Raw genomic sequence first — 13,537 nt, 5'->3', positions numbered from 1 at the left:
GATGATGAAGAAGCTTGCGCTTGTCGGCGTCGTGATCGTGGCGGCTTCGGCTCCGGCCTACGCCAATCTCGTGCAGAACGGCAGCTTTGAGACCGGCATCACGCCCGGTGGATTTACGACGGTGTTTAACGGTGACAGCACCAGCATTGACGGCTGGACGGTGACCGGCAACAGCGTCGATTATATCGGCAGTTATTGGGCGGCATCGGACGGAAGCCGGAGCATTGACCTTTCTGGCAATGACGTCGGCGGGCTGACGCAAACGATCTCGGGATTGAATGTGGGGCAGAGCTACACCCTGTCCTTCGATTATGCCGCCAACCCTGACTTCACAGGCCCAAGGTCGATGAGCTTTTCGCTCGGCAGCTTCACGGGCACATTGGTCAATGTCACGAATAGCCCCAATGCTGGCTGGCTAAGTTACGTTGTGACGTTTGTTTACAACGGCGGCGGTGACCTGCTGTCATTCACGCAGTTGGATGGCGGCCCTTACGGCGTGGCGCTCGACAATGTTGACCTCAATGCCGTTCCGGTTCCCGCAGCCTTGCCGTTGCTGGGTTCGGCTTTGGCAGGCGGTGCGTTTCTCGGCTGGCGGCGCCGCAAGGCTGCGAAGGCCTGAAGATTTCCATGTCGTCTTCAAGCAGCGGCCTCCGGGCCGCTGTTTTTGTTTGTGCGATTGCTTAGCCTGACACCGGGCCGTCGCCACTCAGGGACGCCAGAAGCATCAGCGCGCCAAGGCATGTGATGGCGATGCCGCCGCCGATGCGCAGCATGAAGGATAGGCGGCCCAGCCAGCGATCATTGCCGCGAGACAGCCGCATGGCGAGCGATTTGGAATAGACCGAAAGTGCCGCGATGGCAGACACGGTGATGAACGTGCCAATCGCCATGGCGAAGGTGGCCGCAACGCCCGCCCAATACAGGCCAAGCTGATAGGCTGACAGCAGGACCAGGAAGGCTCCGCTGCAGGGACGGATGCCGACGGAAAAGGCAAGCGAGAATGCCTTCCGCCATGACCAGTCGCCCTGCACCTCGGTCGAAGTTGGCAAATGCGCGTGGCCGCAACCGCAGTTTTCCGTATGCACATGATCGGCTGGAAGCGGGTTCACGATCTCGAAGTGATGGCCGCTGGGGGAAGCCGCAACGGGTACAGGTGCTGGCGTCGTGCGCAGATAGGGCCGAAGTGCTGTCCAGATGAGGTAAAGCCCCACGCCGGTGATCATGGCGAAGCTGGCGCTTTCCAGAACCGCGCCCACGTCGCGCACCATGCCTGCGGCGCCTGCAACAAGAAGCAGCAGGCTACTGACCACAGCGATGGCCGTCAGCGCCTGAATGATCGAACTCATGAAAGCAATAAGAATGCCGCGCCGCAATTCGCTTTCGGTGGCGAGCAGCCAGGCTGAAATCACGGCCTTACCGTGCCCCGGCCCCGCAGCATGGAAGACGCCATAGGCAAAGGCCACCAGCATCAGCATGAGAGACGCTGCCAAGGGTTTTTCCGATGCGATGCCGTGCATGGCATTCTTCATGCTGCCGTAGAAAACCTGCTGCTGGTCGCGCATCCACAGAACGGGGTCTTCCGTAAACGGAGTAACCTGCAGGGAGCCATCGGGATTGCGCGGCTGCACCAGCAGCTTGCGGCGATCAATCTTCACCACGGGCGCCGCGGATGGCTGAGTGTCCGCGAGAGCGGGGCCGGCGATCAGGCCAATCAGCAGAAAGGCCGCGAAGACATATCTGGCGAAGGCAATCATGGGGCGCATGCGATGTCCACCGCCTGGGCGAACAGCCCGCCAAAATCCTCGTTGTCCGCCGGTTTCCAATCCACGCCCTTGGTGGCGAGCATTTTCATCGTCTGGTCAAGCTGCGCGCTGGTCGGGATGGGCGTCAATTTCATGTGGCAGCTCTTCGGCATCGCGCCTGACACTTTGGCGCCTTGGGTCTTTGGATATTCGAAATCTATGAAGAATTCGGGGTCATAAACCTTGAGCGAAAATTCACCTTCGCGCGGGTCGAGGGGATGCTGCAGGGGAATGGTGAAGCGCAGCGTCAGGCGGCCATTGGCATAATCCTGATCGGGATCGATGGCGTCGGAGAATTTCTGGATCTGGCCATTCATCCGCATGAAGATGAAATAGCCATAGGTCTTGAGAGAGGAGAGATTCACAGCGGTGAGCGGGGCCAACTCCGCAGCGCTGAACTTGCCGTCGCCATCGGTGTCGAGTCCGTCTGTTGCTTGCGCGGAATAGCCCTTGTCGAATGTCCATTCGACGCGCGTACCGGTGATCTCCCCGTCGGGATTGAAAAGCACGATCGAGCGCATGTCGGCCCAGACATGCGGATGCGCGCTGGCGCATGATGCGGTGAAAACCATCAGGAGCAGCGCGAGCGACACCTGTTTCATGAGGCGCAGTCAACCGCAATGGGCTGTGCGAACATGGCGCCAAAATCCTCATTGTTTTCGGGCTTCCAGTCCGTGCCCTTGGTGGCAAGCATGGCGCGCGTCTGGTCGATCTGTGCATCGGTGAGGAGCGGCTTGATGTCGAGCTTGCAGCCTGGAGGCATGGCGCCGACCACGTCAACCGGATCGTCCTTGTCGAGTTCGATGTCGACGAAGAAATCCGGATCATAGACCTTGAGCACGAACTGCCCGCTGCGCGGATCAACAGGCGCTTTCAGCGGCACCCGGAAATGCATCTCCAGCTTGCCGTTGCTCCAGATCTGGCCGTAGTCCGTGGCTTCGCTAACAGCAAGTTTTTCACCGTTGAGGCGGGCCACGGTGAAGTAGTCATAGTCCTTCAGGACATCGAGATTGTTGCGGGTAAGAGGCGCCAGCTCTTCTTCGCTGTAGACGCCGTCACCATTGGTATCGAGGCCTTCGAGCGCCATCTCGGTGTATTTCTTGTCGAAGGTCCAGTCGATGTCGATGGCGCTGATCTGTCCCTGATCGTTGAACACGATGCTGGCTTCAAGCGTGGCCCATACATGCGGGTGCGCAAGGGCAGGCGCGGCGCTGAACAGAAGCGCAGCGCCGGCCAATGCGGTTTTCAGCGTCCGTATTTCCACCACGTCCCCTCGGAATCGATGGGGATGAGATGATCGGGCAATGCGGCAAAAAAGTGAAGTTACCGATCATCCAGAAAGGCAGGCGGTGAGCGATGACGCAAGTTTCTTCAGAATTTGTGCGTAAGCGCCGGGCCCAGGTTCGAGATCGGCGCCCAATCCGTCAAGCACGCCGGATTTTGCAGGTGATCCCTCGACAATGGCCTGCACATATTTGTCCTGGAACTGCGGCTCGCGGAACACGCAGGCCGCACCTGTTTCTTTCAGCTTGGCGCGCAGTTCTGCAAGGCGCTGAGCTGAGGGCGAGGTGGCGGAGACATCGGAAATGCTGCCCACCGCGTGCACGCCAAAGCGGTTTTCGAAATAATGATAGGCGTCATGGAAGACGATGAAGGGTTTGTCCTTCACCGGAGCAAGCTCTGTCTTGATTTCCGCGCTCACGCTGTCGAGGGTTGCGGCGAAGGCCTTGGCATTCGCATCATAGGCAGCGGCGTTGGCGGGGTCTTCCTTTGCAAGCGCGGCAGCAGCGCCGAAGGCCATGGCCTTCGCATTTTCGGGGTCGAGCCAGATATGAGGATCATACTTCAGCACCAGATCGGTGTTGGATGCGTTGGTGGGCTGGGGTTCGTCCGTGTCGGGCTCCCAGGCGCCGCCCTCCCGCACAGGCAGCACCTTCACGCCCGCTGAATGGGAGAGCTGGGTGAAATGTTTGCCGTTCACGGCTTCCGTGCCGTCGAGTTCGCCCAGCTTGAATTCCAGCCCGTCATCCACGGTGAAGACGAGATCGGCCTTGCCCAGCGCGTCGATTTGTTCCGGCGTGAGGGCTGCCGTGTGTTCGGAGAGGCGGCCCTTGAGGAGCAGTTGCGGCTTTCCCGTGTCGCCCATCACGGCTGATACGATGCTGTAGACCGGCACGATGGAGGTGATAACTGTAGGAGACGCCAATGTGGCGGCAGGCCAGAGGAACAGGGCAGAACAGGCGAGTAGCGAAAACCGGCGCATCAATCACTCTTATGTAATGTTATAATATAACATACATAGTTCGACCGCTCCGTCAAGCGGTGACAGGAACGTGACCATGCGCGCGTTGAATATCGGGCCTCGCCCTGCCATTGACGTGCCCATGGATTTGCAAGTTCCGATTTCGGCGGCACTGGTGGCGGGTGTCGTGAGTTTTCTCAGCCCCTGCGTGCTGCCGCTGGTGCCACCCTATCTTTGCTTCATCACCGGCGCGTCGCTGGAGGACCTGACATCCACCGAAGCCGAGGCAAAAGTGCATTGGCGGCGCACGCTCACGGCGGCGCTGCTTTTCGTGCTGGGTTTCACCACCATCTTCGTGCTGCTGGGGGCAGGCGCATCGGTGATCGGCCAACTGCTGCGCGCCCATCTGGCGCTCTTGGCGCAGATCGCCGGCGTGTTCATCATCCTGATGGGGCTGAACTTCCTCGGTCTGTTTCACATTGGCTTCCTGAAGCGCGAGGCGCGCTATCACACGGAAACACGGCCAGCCTCGTTGCTGGGGGCCTATGCGGTGGGCCTTGCCTTCGCTCTGGGGTGGACGCCCTGCATCGGACCGGTGTTGGCGGCAATTCTGTCGATCGCTGCCAGTGAACAGGACGTCGCCAAGGGTGCGGGTTTGCTGGCCGTTTATTCTCTCGGGCTCGGCATCCCTTTCCTGCTGGCGGCGGCGGGGGTGGGCTCTTTCCTGTCCTTCCAGAGCCGTTTCCGGCGTCATCTCGTGCTGGTGGAGCGGGTGATGGGAGCGCTGCTGGTGCTGACCGGCATCATGTTCCTCACGGGAACGATGCAGGACCTTTCCTATTGGCTGCTGGAGCAGTTTCCGGCGCTGGGCCGGATCGGCTGAGTTCAATCGGTTGCCCATGCGGCGTGGCGCGGGCGGCTTTATCCCAGGCATCAATGCGGTTGAGGCGTTCGGCCCTGGTCATCGCGCCTTTTTGCGTAACGAGGGTTTCCAGCGCTGAGAGCCAGCTTTCGTAATAGCTGCGTTTGGTATCTTGCCGGAGTGCCGCACCCAGGGCTTCAGCCCATTCCACAGGTGTGAATAGTCCCTGTTCCTGCAGCTTCACCGCCATGGCGAAGGCTTGCGCCTCCCAGGGTTCCGCGAAGGGGTGTTCGTCAGGCGGCATCGAGATAGGGCTCCCACAGGTCGACGCAGACACTGTCCGCGGTGTCCTTTCCCCACAGTTCCCGCGCGGTGAACTTCACCGCATAGAGCCAATGCGGATCGTCGCCCTTGCCATGGGCGGAACTGTCGGGAAACACATGGCAGCCATGGACCATCACAATCTCTCCCACGCGCCTCCTCGCATAGCGCGGCAGGCGGGTGTGGCCTTCAGGGTTTATGTTCCGTGTACGGACTTTATCTCCAGCGGCGAAGCGCGGGGTGGTGGAAGAGGATCGCTCCGCAGGCCCGCCACGTTTCAGGATGGCCGGAATTTCCGCTGCCCGGGCCACGCGCTTCACGTTCAGAGGCGGCAACTGCATGCGGCCTGTCTTTTCTTCTTCCGGCGTCGCAAGGCCAAGTGCATAAAGCTGGTCCAGCAGCGCATAGTGGCGCATCTCGTAATAGCTGGACCGCCAGTAGAGTTCAGGATCAAGGCGCTCGCGCGCATGGCGGGCGGTGTCGATGTTCCAGCTTCCCGTCATGCCCATGGCGAGGTTCACGGCGAAGGCGCGGCGTTCCCAGTCCTCGTGAAAGAACGGCTCGTTCTTTTCCGCCACGACCGGGCCGAAACCGGTGAAGCCGCCCATGTCATGCGGGCCGTTCATGCGGCTGCTCCCGCCAAAGCGGTGCCAATCATCGAGTCGCGGGAGATAAGGGCTGCAAGCTCGTCCTCGCCCAGCCCCCCGGTATTTTCGGGGCGCATCGGAATGACGAGATAGCGCACCTCCGCCGTCGAATCCCAGACACGGATCTCCGTTGTCTCGGGCAGGTTCAAGCCGAATTCGGCGAGCACGGCGCGCGGTTCGATCACAGCGCGCGAGCGGTATGGCATGGATTTATACCAGGCCGGCGGCAGGCCCAGCACCGGCCACGGGTAACAGGAGCACAGTGTGCAGACCACCATGTTGTGGAGCTGTGGCGTATTGAACAGCGCCACCATGTGTTCGCCCTGGCGGCCCTCATAGCCCAGAGAAACGATGGCCGACGTCGCATCGCGCTTCAGCCACGCGGCATAGGCCGGATCAACCCACGCTTTTGCCACCACGCGCGCGCCGTTGCGGGGGCCCACCTTGTTCTCATAGGTGTCGATCAGCACATCCAGCGCAGCCGGGTCGACATAGCCTTTCTCGACCAGCAGCGATTCGAGCGCCTTCACGCGCAGGGCCAGCGGCGAAAGCTCCGAGCCCTCGTGATCGTGGTCATGTCCGTCATGCGGCATATTGTGTTTCCCGGTGTTCAGAATAGCATAGCGCAAGGGCGGTGCGGGGGAGAAGCGGAATGGCGAAGCTCGAAGGGGTGCGGGCCTGTGTGTTCGATGCCTATGGCACGCTGTTCGACGTGCACGCCCCGATGCGCAAGCTCGCCGCCGAGATCGGCCCCAGGGCAGATGAGATTTCAAAACTCTGGCGGCAGAAGCAGCTTGAATATACCTGGCTCCGCAGCCTGATGGGCGTTCACGCCGATTTCTGGCATGTGACGGGCGATGCGCTGGATTATGCGCTCGATGCGCATGGAGTCGAAGAACCGGGCCTTCGCGATGAGATCATGGCTCTCTATCTCAAGCTCGACGCCTATCCCGATGCGGAGCCGATGCTGAAGGCGGTGAAGGCAAAGAGCCAGCGCACTGCCATCCTCTCCAACGGCAGCCCGTCGATGCTGGATGCGGCGGTGCGGTCCGCCGGGCTTGAACGGCTGTTCGATTTCGTCCTCTCGGTTGAGGATGTGGGCATCTACAAGCCCAGCCGCCGCGTTTACAGGCTGGCCATGCAGAAGCTGCAAATTCAGGATGCGCCATCGGTGTGCTTCGTTTCAGCCAACACATGGGATGCGCAGGCGGCAGCGCAGTTCGGCTTTCAGGTGGCGCGGGTGGACCGCTTTGGCCTCCGCGACGACAATATCCCCGGCCGCCCCGACAGGCTGATCAAGGATCTTTCGGAGCTTGCCGCTTTGATCTAGGCGATCTTGCGCGGCTTGGCGTTCCGGGCAGATGCGTGGGCACGCACGGCATCGCCAAAAGCTTCAAACAGCTTCACCGAATCGGGATTGTTGCGCGCCTTGTATTCGGGGTGCCACTGGGTGCCGAGTGCGAAGGTGGATGCGCCCTTCACCGACACGGCTTCGATGATGCCATCAGGCGCCGCCGCTTCCGCCGTGAGACCGGGGGCCAGTTTCGCCACACCCTGGCGGTGGATGGAGTTCACCATCGTCTCGCGCTTACCGAGGATTTTTTCCAGGACGCCGCCGGGCGTGATTGTGATTGCATGTTTGGGGCCGTAACGGAGATCGGTGTCATCGGATTTCGGCGCGCGGTGATCGAGGCGGCCTTCGCCCCGCTGCAATTCGGTTTCCAGCGTGCCGCCCAGCACGACGTTCAGTTCCTGAAATCCCCTGCAGATGCAGAACAGCGGAATGCCACGCTCGACCACGCGCTTGATGAGCTTCAGCGTCATCGCATCGCGGGCGTGGTCATAAGGTTCGTGGTCTACCGTCGGCTCCGCGCCATAGTGCGGCGGATGGACGTTGGACACGGCCCCGGTCATCAGGATGCCGTCGAAATGATCCAGCAGGCCGTCCAGCGCCAAGGCATCGATGATCGATGGGATCATCAGCGGCGTGCAGCGGGAGACTTCCGCCACGGCGCGCACATATTTGTCGCCCAGCGAATGAAAGAGGAAACCGTGGCTTTCATAGGTATCGGCGGGAAGGCCGACGAGCGGCGACAGGGCAGTCATGCGGGCAAAGCCTTGTGAAGTGCTGGATTTGACGTCTAGATAGCGCAAAGCGCCAAACCATGTCCAATCCATGACCGATATCGTTCCCGCCTCAAGGCTTTTCGACCTCACGGGCGAAGTGGCCTTCATTACCGGCGCGTCGTCGGGGCTTGGCGCGCGCTTTGCCGAAGTGCTGGCGGCGCATGGGGCCAAGGTGGTGCTGGCGGCGAGGCGGATGGAGCGGATTTCCGCCCTCTCGGAACGCATCGGATCGGCCCTGCCGCTGGCATTCGATGTCACGGACCGGGCCGGCTATGCCGCAGCGTTTGATCAGGCCGAGGCCGCGCTCGGGCCAGTGACTTTGCTCATCAACAATGCCGGGGTTTCGGGCCAGCCGCGCTTCCTCGGCACGCCGCCCGAGGATTTCACCTTCGTTCAATCCACCAATGTGGATGCGGTGTGGCATCTCTCGCAGTTCTTCGCGCAACGGCTGGTGGCGGCAGAACGGCCCGGCGCCATCATCAATATGGCTTCGATCGCCAGTTTCCGCGTGGGGGCCACATCGGCCAGCTATGCGGTGAGCAAGGCGGCGGTGGAGCAGATGACCAAGGCACATGCCTTTGAACTGGCGCGCCATGGCATCCGCGTCAACGCCATTGCTCCCGGCTATATCTGGAGCGAGATGACGGAGGCGCATTTGAACTCCGATGCCGGCAAGGCGATGCTCAAGCGCGTGCCGCAGCGGCGGGCGGGCGATCCATCCGATCTCGATGGTGCGTTGCTGCTTCTTGCCTCTCCCCGCGCCTCCGGTTTCATGACTGGCACGACCATCGTGGTGGATGGCGGCCATCTCACCTCTTTCAGCTAGGAACGGACATGGACTTCTCGCTTCCGCCGGAGATCGACACGCTGCGCCTGAAGGTGCGGGATTTCGTGGCGCGCGAGATCCTGCCGCTGGAGGCGGATCGCGGCAACTACGATCAGTACGACAATATCCGGCAGGATGTGCTTGAGCCCTTGCGGGTGAAGGCCAGGGCTGCAGGGCTTTGGGCGCCGCAGATGCCGGTGGCGCGTGGGGGGCTGGGCCTGCCGAAAGTGGGATGGGCGGCTTTTTATGAAGAAGCGAACCGCTCCATCTTTGGGCCTCTCGCGTTCAACTGCGCGGCGCCCGATGACGGCAACATGAACATTCTCAACCTCACGCTGAAAAGTGAGACGGAGCGGGATAAATGGCTTCAGCCCATCATTGACGGCAAAATCCGCTCGTCCTTTGTGATGACGGAACCCGCCCCCGGCTCCGGCTCCGACCCCGGCGGCATGATGCTGACGCGGGCGGAAAAACGCGGCGGAAAATATGCCGTGTACGGACGGAAATGGTTCATTTCCGGCGCTGACGGCGCCACGCATTTCATCCTCATGGCGCGCACATCGGATGATCCGCGCAAGGGGCTTTCGGCCTTCCTGTTCCACAAGGACCAGCCGGGATGGAAGATGGTGCGGCGCATTCCCACCATGGGGCCGGATGAGCTGGGCGGCGTATGCGAGCTTGAATTCGACGGGCTTGAAATCCCAGAAGAGAACAGGCTGCTGGAAGAAGGCGATGGCCTGCGCATCACCCAGATGCGGCTGGGCCCAGCACGGCTCACCCATTGCATGCGCTGGCTTGGGCTTTCCAAACGCTGCCTCGAGACCGCGCATGATTATGTGAAGGAACGCAGGGCCTTTGGCAGCACATTGGCGGACCATGAAAGCGTGCAGATCATGCTGGGAGACCTTGCGGCGGAGATCGAAAAGGGACGGCTTCTCACCATGCATGCCGCCTGGGTGCTGGATCAGGGCGGCAAGGCGCAGAAGGAAATCTCCATGGCGAAAATCCATGTGGCGGAAGTTCTGAACCGCGCCGCCGACATGGGCATCCAGCTGTGTGGGGCGAAGGGCTATTCCACCGATACGGTGCTGGGCTGGATCTACCGCTATGCCCGCTGCGCCAAGCTGGTGGACGGCGCATCGGAAGTGCACAAGATGGTTCTGGCCCGCCATTATGCCAAAGAAGGCAATGATTTCTGGCAGTGGGGATGAGTTGGCATCCCCGCCCAAATGTCTATAGTCGGCCCATGCCGAAAGCCACGCCAAGCCTCGCCGACAAATATGACCTGACGATCCCTAAGGTTTTCCTCAGCGGGCCGCAGGCCATCGTGCGCATGGTCCTGATGCAGTCCGAACTCGACCGGCGCGCCGGGCTGAACACGGCGGGTTATGTGACGGGCTATCGCGGCTCTCCGGTGGGCACGGTGGACAATCAGTTCCAGTCAGCGCGCGGGCTTCTCGCGCCGCGCAATATCAAGTTTCAGCCGGGCCTGAACGAGGACTTGGCCGCCACCGCGCTGTGGGGCAGCCAGCAGGCGGAGATGCGCGGCGAGGGCAAGTTCGATGGCGTCTTCGGCGTCTGGTATGGCAAGGGGCCGGGCGTCGACCGCTCGGGTGATGTGTTCCGCCATGTGAACATGGCGGGCACCTCAAAGCATGGCGGCGTTCTGGCCATTGCGGGCGATGACCATTCCGGCGAGTCCTCAACCGTCATACACGCCAGCGACGTGGCGCTGTCCGACGCGATGATGCCGGTGCTGAGCCCGGCGGGCGTGCAGGAGATCATCGACTACGGCCTGTTCGGCATTGCCATGTCGCGCTTCGCCGGTGTGTGGGTCGGACTCAAGGGCATGCATGACACGGTCGAGTCCTCCGCCGTGGTCGAGGCAGGGCTGGAGCGCAAGCCCTTCGTCATTCCGGATGACGCGCCAATGCCGCCGGATGGCGTGCATATCCGCCCCAATGACGACCGCGTGCCGCAAGAGGTGCGGCTGCACAGTTTCAAGATTCCGGCGGCATTGGCTTTCGCGCGCGCCAATGGCATCAACCGCGTGGTGATGAATGGCGGTGCCGCGCCAAAACTCGGCATCGTGGCGGCAGGCAAGAGCTATCTTGATGTGCGACAGGCGCTGGAAGAACTTGGCATCGATGAGGTGCGGGCGGCAAAGCTTGGGCTCCGCCTGCTCAAGATCGGCATGGTGTGGCCGCTCGAGCCCGAGATCATCCGCAGCTTCGCCAGGGGCCTCGATACCATCATGGTGGTGGAAGAGAAGCGCTCGCTGATCGAGATGCAGCTGCGCGATATTCTCTATGCGGAGAAACAGCGCCCGCGGGTGATCGGCAAGACAGATCAGGACGGAAAAACGCTCTTCGCACCCTATGGCGTGCTGGAACCCAACCAGATCGCCGTCGCGGTGGCGCGCTGCATTCAGGACCGCGCGGTGAGCGATTGCGCTGCCACGTTTCATGCGGAAGGGCAAGCGGGGCGCAACCAGGCCGATCTCGCCCAGCGCATCCCCTATTTCTGCGCAGGCTGCCCGCATAATTCCTCCACCGTGCTGCCCGATGGCGCGCGCGGCTATGCGGGCATCGGCTGCCACTGGCTGGCGCAATTCGTGCCCGGCCGGAAAACCGAAGGCGCCACCCACATGGGCGGTGAAGGCGCAAACTGGATCGGCGAGGCACCGTTCTCAAAGCGGCAGCACGTGTTCCAGAACATTGGCGATGGCACCTACAATCACTCCGGCCTGATGGCGATCCGCCATGCCGTGGGATCGGGCGTCAACATCACTTACAAGATCCTGTTCAATGACGCCGTGGCGATGACGGGCGGCCAGCGCAATGATGGCGGCCTCACGGTGCCGCAGATTGCCAATCAGGTGCGTTCCTTCGGAATCGACCGCATCGCCATCGTCTCGGATGAGCCCGACAAATATCCCAGCAAATCCGCCTTCCCGCCTTTCGTGAGTTTTCATCACCGCAGCGAATTGCAGGAGGTGCAGAGCGGCCTCATGCAGGTGAAGGGCGCCAGCGTCCTGATCTATGACCAGACCTGTGCCGCCGAAAAACGGCGGCGGCGCAAGAAAGGCGAGTTTCCCGATCCCAGCCGCCGGGTGTTCATCAATGAAGCGGTGTGCGAGGGCTGCGGCGATTGCGGCGTGCAATCCAATTGCGTGGCGATCGAGCCGGTTGAGACCGAATTCGGGCGAAAGCGGCAGATCGATCAATCCGCCTGCAACAAGGATTTTTCCTGCCTCAAGGGCTTCTGCCCCAGCTTCGTGACGGTGAAGGGCGGCGAACTCATTCGCGGGGCTTCACCGCAGGCAGCGGCTGGCGATGCAACGCCGTTTCCGGTGATCCCCGAACCGGAGTTGCCGAAACTCGATCAGCCCTGGAACATTCTGGTCACCGGCATCGGCGGAACCGGCGTCGTCACCATCGGCCATATCCTTGGCATGGCGGCGCATATCGAGGGCAAGGGCGCGGCGCTCATCGACATGGTGGGCATCTCGCAGAAGAATGGCGCTGTTGTCACGCATCTCAAAATCGCGGCTGCGCCCGAAGCGATTTCGGCTGTCCGCGTGGCATCGGGTTCAGCGGATTTGATCCTCGGTTGCGATCTGGTCACATCCGCATCCGAGCGCATTCTGGCGGGCGCATCGCGGGCGCGGACAGCGGCGGTGGTGAATGCGCATGAAACCATGCCGGCGCAGTTCACGTATGATTTCAATTTCACGCTGCCGGGCGGCGCGCTGTCGCTGCGGGTTGGCGCTTCGGTGAAGCCCGGCAATCTCTTCGCCATCGATGCAACGGAAATCGCCACGGCCTTGCTCGGCGATTCCATCGCGGCAAATCTCTTCACGCTGGGTTATGCATGGCAGAAGGGTCTGGTGCCTGTCGGCCGCGAGGCGATTGAAGAGGCGGTGCGGCAGAACGCCGTGTCGGTGAAGATGAATTTGGCGGCCTTCCTGTGGGGCAGGCGCGCTGCGGCGGATGAAAAGGCTGTGCGCGCGGTGATTGCTGCAAAGCTGCCACCCGCCGCAAAGCCGCAGGCGCTGGATGAGATCATCGCGCGGCGAGTGGCTTTTCTCACTGATTACCAGAATGCCGCCTATGGGGAATCCTACAGGGGCTTTGTGGACAGGGTGCGCGAAGCTGAAAGCCGCCTGCCGGGAAAGAGCGGGCTTGCGGAGGCGGTGGCGCTGAGCCTGTTCAAGCTGATGGCCTACAAGGATGAATATGAAGTGGCGCGCCTTTATACCGATGGCCGGTTTGCGCGGGACATCGCAAAGAAATTTTCCGGTGATTACAGGCTGAACTTCCACCTCGCGCCGCCTGTGCTGGGACGCACGGATGCCTTCACGGGCAAGCCGGTGAAAAGTACATTCGGCCCGTGGATGATGACCGGTTTTCGTATTCTCGCCAGCCTCAAGGGCCTGCGTGGCACGGCCTTCGATATCTTCGGGCGCACCGAGGAGCGGAAGAAGGAGCGGGCGCTGATCACTGATTACCGGGAGCGTATGCTGCAGGTGATTGAGCAAATCACGGCGCAGAACCATGCTGTAGCCGTTGAACTTGCCTCATTGCCGCAGGAAATCCGCGGTTTTGGTCATGTGAAAGACGCGGCCATCGCGAGAGCCCTGACGCGTGAAGCCGAACTGATGACGCGGTTCAATCAAGCACCGGCTCTGCGCGCGGCTGCGGAGTAAAA

Annotated in this window: 14 protein-coding genes; 6 read left to right on the top strand and 8 right to left on the bottom strand. The window is 61.6% G+C overall.

Annotation, left to right across the window (positions count from 1 at the left end; genetic code table 11):
* Position 1 precedes the first annotated feature (1 nt).
* A complete protein-coding gene (locus QM694_RS11280; protein WP_415007030.1) occupies positions 2 to 619 on the top strand; it encodes a DUF642 domain-containing protein in 618 nt (205 codons plus the stop codon).
* Positions 620 to 680: 61 nt separating this feature from the next.
* Here the strand turns inward: QM694_RS11280 and QM694_RS11275 are convergent, their stop codons facing one another.
* The 4 genes from QM694_RS11275 to QM694_RS11260 form a co-directional block, all read right to left on the bottom strand.
* Entirely contained in the window at positions 681 to 1,763 is a 1,083-nt protein-coding gene (locus QM694_RS11275) for a nickel/cobalt transporter (protein WP_415007029.1), read from the bottom strand.
* Positions 1,751 to 2,404 (bottom strand): DUF1007 family protein, encoded by a 654-nt coding sequence (locus tag QM694_RS11270; RefSeq protein WP_415007028.1) that lies wholly within the window; start codon positions 2,402 to 2,404, stop codon positions 1,751 to 1,753. The genes QM694_RS11275 and QM694_RS11270 overlap by 13 nt, the downstream gene beginning before the upstream one ends.
* On the bottom strand, positions 2,401 to 3,066 hold the full coding sequence (locus QM694_RS11265) for a DUF1007 family protein (RefSeq protein WP_415007027.1): 666 nt from the start codon (positions 3,064 to 3,066) through the stop codon (positions 2,401 to 2,403). The genes QM694_RS11270 and QM694_RS11265 overlap by 4 nt, the downstream gene beginning before the upstream one ends.
* A gap of 66 nt (positions 3,067 to 3,132) precedes the next feature.
* Positions 3,133 to 4,065 (bottom strand): zinc ABC transporter substrate-binding protein, encoded by a 933-nt coding sequence (locus tag QM694_RS11260; protein ID WP_415007026.1) that lies wholly within the window; start codon positions 4,063 to 4,065, stop codon positions 3,133 to 3,135.
* Positions 4,066 to 4,186: 121 nt separating this feature from the next.
* Here QM694_RS11260 and QM694_RS11255 point away from each other — a divergent pair, with 121 nt between their 5' ends.
* Positions 4,187 to 4,927 carry a cytochrome c biogenesis CcdA family protein gene (locus QM694_RS11255; protein WP_415008614.1) on the top strand — a complete coding sequence of 247 codons (741 nt, stop codon included), beginning with the start codon at positions 4,187 to 4,189 and terminating at the stop codon, positions 4,925 to 4,927.
* Here QM694_RS11255 and QM694_RS11250 read toward each other — a convergent pair.
* Genes QM694_RS11250 through nthA form a run of 3 tightly spaced genes read right to left on the bottom strand, consistent with a single transcriptional unit; the run spans position 4,857 to position 6,467 of the window.
* Positions 4,857 to 5,210, bottom strand: coding sequence for a nitrile hydratase accessory protein (locus tag QM694_RS11250; RefSeq protein ID WP_415007025.1), 354 nt, complete (start codon positions 5,208 to 5,210; stop codon positions 4,857 to 4,859). The two genes, QM694_RS11255 and QM694_RS11250, sit on opposite strands and share 71 nt — an antisense overlap.
* Positions 5,200 to 5,853 carry a nitrile hydratase subunit beta gene (gene nthB, locus QM694_RS11245; protein WP_415007024.1) on the bottom strand — a complete coding sequence of 218 codons (654 nt, stop codon included), beginning with the start codon at positions 5,851 to 5,853 and terminating at the stop codon, positions 5,200 to 5,202. Before nthB ends, QM694_RS11250 begins: the two co-directional genes overlap by 11 nt.
* Positions 5,850 to 6,467, bottom strand: coding sequence for a nitrile hydratase subunit alpha (gene nthA / locus QM694_RS11240; RefSeq protein ID WP_415007023.1), 618 nt, complete (start codon positions 6,465 to 6,467; stop codon positions 5,850 to 5,852). Before nthA ends, nthB begins: the two co-directional genes overlap by 4 nt.
* Positions 6,468 to 6,526: 59 nt before the next feature.
* On the opposite strand from nthA, the gene QM694_RS11235 reads away from it, so the two are divergent.
* Complete coding sequence (locus tag QM694_RS11235; protein ID WP_415007022.1) at positions 6,527 to 7,204, top strand: haloacid dehalogenase type II; 678 nt, start codon at positions 6,527 to 6,529, stop codon at positions 7,202 to 7,204.
* Here the strand turns inward: QM694_RS11235 and QM694_RS11230 are convergent.
* Positions 7,201 to 8,052 carry a gamma-glutamyl-gamma-aminobutyrate hydrolase family protein gene (locus QM694_RS11230; protein WP_415007021.1) on the bottom strand — a complete coding sequence of 284 codons (852 nt, stop codon included), beginning with the start codon at positions 8,050 to 8,052 and terminating at the stop codon, positions 7,201 to 7,203. The genes QM694_RS11235 and QM694_RS11230 overlap by 4 nt on opposite strands.
* Here QM694_RS11230 and QM694_RS11225 point away from each other — a divergent pair.
* From QM694_RS11225 to QM694_RS11215, 3 genes are read left to right on the top strand one after another with little or no spacing between them, the layout of a single operon-like run.
* The gene (locus tag QM694_RS11225; protein WP_415007020.1) at positions 8,051 to 8,827 is read left to right on the top strand and encodes an SDR family NAD(P)-dependent oxidoreductase; all 777 of its coding nucleotides are present in this window, start codon (positions 8,051 to 8,053) and stop codon (positions 8,825 to 8,827) included. The genes QM694_RS11230 and QM694_RS11225 overlap by 2 nt on opposite strands.
* 8 nt (positions 8,828 to 8,835) lie before the next feature.
* Positions 8,836 to 10,038, top strand: coding sequence for an acyl-CoA dehydrogenase family protein (locus QM694_RS11220; RefSeq protein WP_415007019.1), 1,203 nt, complete (start codon positions 8,836 to 8,838; stop codon positions 10,036 to 10,038).
* Positions 10,035 to 13,535 (top strand): indolepyruvate ferredoxin oxidoreductase family protein, encoded by a 3,501-nt coding sequence (locus tag QM694_RS11215; protein WP_415007018.1) that lies wholly within the window; start codon positions 10,035 to 10,037, stop codon positions 13,533 to 13,535. Before QM694_RS11220 ends, QM694_RS11215 begins: the two co-directional genes overlap by 4 nt.
* Positions 13,536 to 13,537 lie beyond the last annotated feature (2 nt).

Origin of the sequence: Aestuariivirga sp., assembly GCF_047602625.1 — a bacterium.
In the GTDB taxonomy this organism is placed as follows: Bacteria; Pseudomonadota; Alphaproteobacteria; order Rhizobiales; family Aestuariivirgaceae; genus Aestuariivirga.
The sequence above is the reverse complement of the archived record's forward strand: the minus strand, read 5'-3'. Positions and strand labels throughout refer to the sequence as shown.

Bases quoted from the DNA above. Each gene is read 5' to 3' on its own strand.
- QM694_RS11280 (WP_415007030.1), top strand. From the start codon at position 2: ATGATGAAGAAGCTTGCGCTTGTCGGCGTCGTGATCGTGGCGGCTTCG.
- QM694_RS11275 (WP_415007029.1), bottom strand. From the start codon at position 1,763: ATGCGCCCCATGATTGCCTTCGCCAGATATGTCTTCGCGGCCTTTCTG.
- QM694_RS11270 (WP_415007028.1), bottom strand. From the start codon at position 2,404: ATGAAACAGGTGTCGCTCGCGCTGCTCCTGATGGTTTTCACCGCATCA.
- QM694_RS11260 (WP_415007026.1), bottom strand. From the start codon at position 4,065: ATGCGCCGGTTTTCGCTACTCGCCTGTTCTGCCCTGTTCCTCTGGCCT.
- QM694_RS11255 (WP_415008614.1), top strand. From the start codon at position 4,187: ATGGATTTGCAAGTTCCGATTTCGGCGGCACTGGTGGCGGGTGTCGTG.
- QM694_RS11250 (WP_415007025.1), bottom strand. From the start codon at position 5,210: ATGCCGCCTGACGAACACCCCTTCGCGGAACCCTGGGAGGCGCAAGCC.
- nthB (WP_415007024.1), bottom strand. From the start codon at position 5,853: ATGAACGGCCCGCATGACATGGGCGGCTTCACCGGTTTCGGCCCGGTC.
- nthA (WP_415007023.1), bottom strand. From the start codon at position 6,467: ATGCCGCATGACGGACATGACCACGATCACGAGGGCTCGGAGCTTTCG.
- QM694_RS11235 (WP_415007022.1), top strand. From the start codon at position 6,527: ATGGCGAAGCTCGAAGGGGTGCGGGCCTGTGTGTTCGATGCCTATGGC.
- QM694_RS11225 (WP_415007020.1), top strand. From the start codon at position 8,051: ATGACCGATATCGTTCCCGCCTCAAGGCTTTTCGACCTCACGGGCGAA.
- QM694_RS11230 (WP_415007021.1), bottom strand. From the start codon at position 8,052: ATGGATTGGACATGGTTTGGCGCTTTGCGCTATCTAGACGTCAAATCC.
- QM694_RS11220 (WP_415007019.1), top strand. From the start codon at position 8,836: ATGGACTTCTCGCTTCCGCCGGAGATCGACACGCTGCGCCTGAAGGTG.
- QM694_RS11215 (WP_415007018.1), top strand. From the start codon at position 10,035: ATGAGTTGGCATCCCCGCCCAAATGTCTATAGTCGGCCCATGCCGAAA.